The sequence below is a fragment of the Psychrobacter sp. A3 genome (assembly GCF_028823565.1).
Classification (GTDB): Bacteria; Pseudomonadota; Gammaproteobacteria; order Pseudomonadales; family Moraxellaceae; genus Psychrobacter; species Psychrobacter celer.
In genome coordinates this window covers 22,696-28,695 of sequence record NZ_JAPEHS010000033.1, presented here as the reverse complement: position 1 = coordinate 28,695, position 6,000 = coordinate 22,696, and the positions used below count along the sequence as shown (strand labels likewise).

Here is a 6,000-nt window from a genome sequence, read left to right as displayed (position 1 = left end):
GTCAGTGCCATGGTCGAATGTTCAACACGCCCTAGTTATGGGTATTACGATTTTAAACCCATGGCATAATTTGCCACCAGCGGTTTGATATTGGGCAGTTTATCAAACGCCACCAGTGCCATGTTACGCGCCAGTTTGATGGCTGGATTGGGATGGGTAAAGCCATGGACGACCGCATCACAAAAACGAATGACGCGCTTTTGGTCGGTTTGTCGGGCTTTTTCGTAGCGCGTGAGCAATGCCGGACTACCGATATCCTCGCCTCGCAGCACTTGCGCGCTCAGCATTTTTGCCAGTACGTGAGCATCGCGCATACACAGATTAAAGCCTTGACCTGCCACGGGATGCAAGGTGTGGGCGGCATTACCCATGATGACGCAGCGGCCAGCGACTTGTTTATCTGCCAGTACGCGCGTCAGCGGGTAGGCACCGCGGCGACCAGCGTTGACAAACGTGCCAGCACGCTCACCAAATGCTCCCTGCAACGTCGCCAAGAAATGCGCATCATCTTCTAGGTATCTTGTCTCTTCGCCTTTTGGGCAGACCCAAACCACCGAGCGTCTGTAGCCTTGTTGATATTCCTCATTGCCATCGCCTTCTGGGTCGGTCAATGGCAGCACCGCCAGTGGCCCTGCTGGACTAAAGCGCTCAATGGCGACATGGTCGTGCGGCTTATCCGTCTCTACCACTCCGACGATGGCGGTCTGCTGATAGTCATACGTCGTCGTGCCAATGTCCAATAACTGGCGCACGGTAGAGTCGCGACCATCGCAAGCGACCAGTAGACTGGCCTGCAGCTGCTGCTCGTGCTCTTCTTCGCCGTAGTAGCTAAAGCTGAGCGTCACGCCATCAGGCTGCTGCTCGACAGCGATGACGTTGGCATTATCAATGATACTAATCAGCGACTCCTGCTGCGCGGCCAGTAGTAGCTTACGCCCCAGCCAAGCGTTTTCCATCACTTGCCCAAACGACTCGACTTGCTCGTCCGCCTTATTTAATTGCGCGCGGCCAAAGCTGCCTTGCTCGCTGATCTGTACCGCATCAATACGGCAGGCATGGCTTTGTAGCTCATCCCACAGCCCAATCTCTTGATAGATCTGTACGGTACGCCGCGACAGAGCGGTGTTGCGACTGTCCAAATAATGACTGCGCGTACGGTCATCGTGCGGGCTGATGGTTGGGTAACTGTTTTTTTCGAGCAAGGTACTTTTGATGCCGTGATGCGCTAATAGCAAGGCAAAAGATAAGCCGACGTGACCGCCGCCGGCGATCAGTACTTGCTGCTCAGTGATTGCTGCTTTTTTTCTGACAGTTGATGACGTTGCATTGGTATTTTGCATCATGCTATTCCTAATCATATTGCTTTTAATGGTGTGCTTTCTTATTTTTCAGGCGTTATTTATTAATGCCCTAGATTACCACAGTTTGCTTGTGTTTCTGTGCTCTGACACGTATGCAAAGCGTGTACTCGCCTGTTTGCGGTCATATCATAAAAGACTGACATGAGGGTAAGCTACGCCAAAGCATACCTCACCATTGCAGCCGTTTGCCCACCAGCCTGTGGTTGCAATCTACATACAAAAACCCCGCCATCTGGGCAGGCGATGGCTTGAATTTTAAAAACTATCTACCATAATGAAGACAAGACATTGATTTATCATTAACCCCAAAACCAATAATAATTTACCGTTATCTATATCGCTAGCAGATACGCCACCTGCGTGTTAAAAGGCGCGTGACACACTGCCCGCCCAGACACTTTGACGAACGATTTTTATTACTCATTTTATTTTTTATCATTTTATTTTTTATCTCTGAAGCCCGTAGCACTCTCCATGTTGATCTCATCAGACTAGGCGATAGCAGCGGGTACACAACACAAGGATAATCGCTTGACTGATTCTATGAGCCGCCGTATAAAGTTTGAATCATTGACCCCAGCACAGCTCAAAACCGTGCTTGGTGAATACAACAACCATATGAAATACCTACAAGATCGCCTCGATATCAAGATCATTCAACGCCAAGGCGACTTTTGCCTGAGCGGAGATGTGACTGCGGTCGAGCGCGGCGAACGCATCATTTATAAACTGGTCGATGAAGCGCAAAACACCAAGGATATCAGTGCAGAAGAGCTGCATTTGATTATCCAATCGAGCGTCTCCCGCGATGAAGACATGGCAGACGATGAGCAAGAGTCTGCCGATGATGAGAGCGATACAGCTGATTTGGATTCGGCAAATGAGTTTACCCCCATTAGCCTGCGCACGCGCAAAGGCCGTATCATCCCGCGCGGGGGCAACCAGCAGCGCTATGTCAAAAACGTGCTCAGCTCCGATGTGTCCTTTGGTATTGGGCCTGCCGGTACCGGCAAAACGTATCTGGCGGTGGCCTGCGCGGTCGATATGCTAGAGCGCAATGAGATTGAGCGCATACTACTGGTACGTCCAGCGGTAGAAGCTGGGGAGAAGCTTGGGTTTTTACCCGGTGATCTCACACAAAAGATTGACCCCTATCTGCGCCCACTCTACGATGCCCTTTATGAGATGCTTGGCTTTGAGAAGGTCGGCAAATTGATCGAGCGGCAAATCATCGAGATTGCGCCGCTGGCTTATATGCGTGGCCGCACCTTAAACAACTCATTTGTCATCTTGGATGAAGCGCAAAACACCACACCTGAGCAAATGAAAATGTTTTTGACGCGTCTTGGCTTTGGCTCACGCGCGGTCATCACCGGTGACATCTCACAGGTCGACTTGCCACGCGGTACCAAATCAGGCTTGGCACAGGCGATGGATATTTTAAGCGATATTGAAGAGATTCATATTACTAAGTTTGACTCAAAAGACGTGGTGCGCCATCAGTTGGTACAAAAAATCGTCGAAGCCTATGATGTGTTTGATGAAGAGCAAATCGCGCTACAAGAAAAACGTAAGTTTGAGCGCATCAAAGAGCAAGAGCGCAGACAGGCGGTGGCAGATGCAGCCTCTAAGTTGTAGCTAAACGTCATTAAACCGTTATGTCTAACCCAAAAGACCGGATTACTAAACATAGTGATCTGGTCTTTTCGTTAATATTAAATAAAATGAGTCTTGATAAGCATAATATAGTGATTTCAGTATAAAAACGATACAGTGGGACTGGGATGAATTTTACGCAGCATCGAGCGGCGTAGGCACAGCACGTAAGAAAAATTTATACCAGTTCCACGTTGACATACAATGTATCTGTTTTATTTAGAATCGACTATATCCCCCTAAGGTGACGCTATGAACCAATCTAACAACGATAATATGAACGCCCTAAAGATAAATAATCTAGACAAAGTTGAGCTTGATGTCAGCGCTCTTGATAGTATCGATGAAGGATTAATCAGTCGTTACTACAGTGCAGATCGCCTATTGCCAATCATGGCTGCAACTTTGAAATATATAGATAGACGTATAGAAAACGGTCTGATGCTTCCTTATTTTACAGATATTAGTCTTGAGACGTGGCAGCACAAAATCAAAGCGCTAGATATCTATATTAATGACAAAACTGAAGGTCGTGAATTAAATCTGGAAGCACGGGGCAAGGATTATGCGACCAATATCTTATCCTATCCAAGCGACTTACCCGTCGCCATTATTGACTTGATGCCGACCCTACCACTCGGCGAGCTGATCGTCTGTCATGAAGTCGTGGAACGAGAAGCCGCCGAACAAGACAAGACCGTCGCGCAGCATATCAGTCATTTACTGGTACACGGTATGCTGCATTTATTAGGCTTTGATCACGAGCTTGGACAAGCTGAGCAAGAGGAGATGGAAGGGTTTGAGATAGAGATTTTGGCAAGTCTTAACCTACCAAATCCCTATCTACCAAACGCTTGAATTTGACGAGATGGTTTTTGACCGAACCCATCCCTTAGAACAAACACCTAATAATCAACTATTGTTCATTATTTAGTCGTGGGCTCAGTCTTTAGTCATGGGCAGTTTTTGCGACTGACCCATTTGATTAATCATCTGATCCAAGCCTTTGACATGGACGCTACGCTGCGGGAATGGAATCTCAATCTTTTCATCGTCTAAAGCGTATTTAAACTGCTCAAGCAAATCACACTGCATCGTCCACCAATCAGCATTGGTCGTCCAGACATTGAGGGTCAAATCTACCGAATTGTCGCCCAGATTGGTCACGCGTACGATAGGCTCAGGGTCGGTAAAGGCCATTGGGTTGCTTCTGGCCAAGCTCAGCATCACCTCTTTGGCAGTTTTGATATCGGCATCGTAGCCGATCCCAACCGTGATATCGACGCGGCGATTGGGCAGCGCCGTATAATTGGTCACCGCAGAGGTGGTGATATCGCCATTTGGGATGATGATATCGTGGTTATTGATCGTGGTCAGGTGGGTGTTGATCAATGTAATCTCGGTCACCGTCCCTGTGTAGCTGCTAATCTGTACATAATCACCGCGCACAAAGGGGCGAAAAGTAACGATCATGATACCAGCGGCAAAGTTTGATAGCTGATCCTTTAACGACAGACCAATCGCGACCGCTGCACCACCCAGTATGGCAACGACCGATGTCGTTTGGACCCCAACCTTGCTCAGCGCGGCCAACACCACTACCACCAGTAATACGCCATAAAGCAAGCGCCCTAAAAAGCTGGCCACCGTATCATCTAAATGACTGCGGCGCATAATACCATGAGCAAAGGTAACGGCCTTTTTGGCCAGCCAGCGCCCGACCACAAATATAACGATGGCAAAAGCCACTTTGATTACCAAGCTCAATGCGTTACTGGTCAAAGCAGCAACATCGACTGTAAAACCTAAAAATTCCATACTGACTCTTTTTGTTTAAGTGTATTGTGATATCTAAGTGCCGGTTCGCCTTTGCTGGCAAACGGCTTTTTTTTGATTTGCTGTATCGCTTATTGATACGTCGCTTATTGATACGTCGCTTATTGATACGTCGCTTATTGATACCTCATCCGCTAATACGTCACATTGACTGTATCGCTGTACTGATAAGTGCGTATCAAACGCAGCTCTACAATATCGTTCATGTCTTCGGTAAATTTGCCAAAGGGTGCTGCTTGACGCACTGACTGCTTTGCCGCTTCATCCAATATCGTCGAGCCTGAGCTCTCTAGCAAACGGATGGCTTTGACATTGCCATCACTACTGATAACCACCATCAAGCGTACGTCGCCGGTGATACCCTGCGCCCGAGCTTGCGCTGGATAATGCAGGTTGCCGACCCGCTCGACATGCTCACGAAACGTATTGATATAATCCGCTGCAGCGCCGCGCGTCGTTGAGTTACTATCGACCGTCACCACTTTTGATTTGGTCGCATATATCTGCTGACGCTGGGACAACTGCGCCTCTAATGTCGCGATTTGTTTACGCAGACGCTCTTCTTGCGCCAAGATATCATCTTGCTCTTGCGTACTGTCATTATCAGACTCGACGGTTGCCTGTCGCCAGCTCAAGGTGGTACGCAAGTAGCTTTCTTGATAGCGCTGCTGACGGGTCTGCCGCTGCAAGTTGATCACATCTTGTGTCTCGCTCATTTGCTCAGCTGACAGCGGGCTGACCTGATCGGTTTCTTGCCTGAGCTGCTCTTCTATCGTGCCGCCACCGACCTGCGAGGCGTTGGCGATAAAGTGCGCGTCCTCATTTGGCTGCATGTTGTCCGTTAAGGCCTTGGCCACATCCTGCATCATCGCTGCCGGATCTTGCCCCATAGAAAAACTGATACCAAAAATAATCAGCACATGCACACTCACAGCGATGACGATCGCCATAGGCAGGCTTCTATCGCGCTTAGGGGCTTGCGCTGAAAAATGATAACTTTGTGAGTCTTTAATATAGGCCACAGTTGCTCTCAGCTTAAGGGTATGAGCGTCGCAGCACAAGTCTGCCGCTCATCTATATATCAATGAATAGGCACCGCTAAGCGGTTGACTCATGCCGTGCCGAGGCTATCATAACATGACATAGA

General features: G+C 48.5%; 5 protein-coding genes. 2 read left to right on the top strand and 3 right to left on the bottom strand.

The window, feature by feature from the left end; translation table 11 throughout:
* Window positions 1–44: 44 nt before the first annotated feature.
* Window positions 45–1,340 (bottom strand): FAD-dependent monooxygenase, encoded by a 1,296-nt coding sequence (locus NK638_RS06625; RefSeq protein WP_274632395.1) that lies wholly within the window; start codon window positions 1,338–1,340, stop codon window positions 45–47.
* A 564-nt stretch (window positions 1,341–1,904) separates the two neighbouring features.
* Here NK638_RS06625 and NK638_RS06620 point away from each other — a divergent pair.
* Both NK638_RS06620 and ybeY read left to right on the top strand, forming a co-directional pair.
* Window positions 1,905–2,999, top strand: a complete 1,095-nt coding sequence (locus tag NK638_RS06620) for a PhoH family protein (protein WP_274632394.1) — start codon at window positions 1,905–1,907, stop codon at window positions 2,997–2,999.
* Window positions 3,000–3,269: 270 nt separating this feature from the next.
* Window positions 3,270–3,875 (top strand): rRNA maturation RNase YbeY, encoded by a 606-nt coding sequence (gene ybeY, locus NK638_RS06615; RefSeq protein WP_274632392.1) that lies wholly within the window; start codon window positions 3,270–3,272, stop codon window positions 3,873–3,875.
* Between the two features lie 84 nt (window positions 3,876–3,959).
* On the opposite strand, the gene NK638_RS06610 is transcribed toward ybeY, so the two are convergent.
* Together NK638_RS06610 and NK638_RS06605 are read right to left on the bottom strand one after the other, a co-directional pair.
* Window positions 3,960–4,835 (bottom strand): mechanosensitive ion channel family protein, encoded by an 876-nt coding sequence (locus NK638_RS06610; RefSeq protein ID WP_274632391.1) that lies wholly within the window; start codon window positions 4,833–4,835, stop codon window positions 3,960–3,962.
* A 152-nt stretch (window positions 4,836–4,987) separates the two neighbouring features.
* Window positions 4,988–5,875, bottom strand: coding sequence for an energy transducer TonB (locus NK638_RS06605; protein WP_199774469.1), 888 nt, complete (start codon window positions 5,873–5,875; stop codon window positions 4,988–4,990).
* Window positions 5,876–6,000: the final 125 nt, after the last annotated feature.

What these genes read in the sequence shown, in the direction of transcription:
- NK638_RS06625 (WP_274632395.1), bottom strand. Translation starts at nt 1,340, where the DNA reads ATGCAAAATACCAATGCAACGTCATCAACTGTCAGAAAAAAAGCAGCA.
- NK638_RS06620 (WP_274632394.1), top strand. Translation starts at nt 1,905, where the DNA reads ATGAGCCGCCGTATAAAGTTTGAATCATTGACCCCAGCACAGCTCAAA.
- ybeY (WP_274632392.1), top strand. Translation starts at nt 3,270, where the DNA reads ATGAACCAATCTAACAACGATAATATGAACGCCCTAAAGATAAATAAT.
- NK638_RS06610 (WP_274632391.1), bottom strand. Translation starts at nt 4,835, where the DNA reads ATGGAATTTTTAGGTTTTACAGTCGATGTTGCTGCTTTGACCAGTAAC.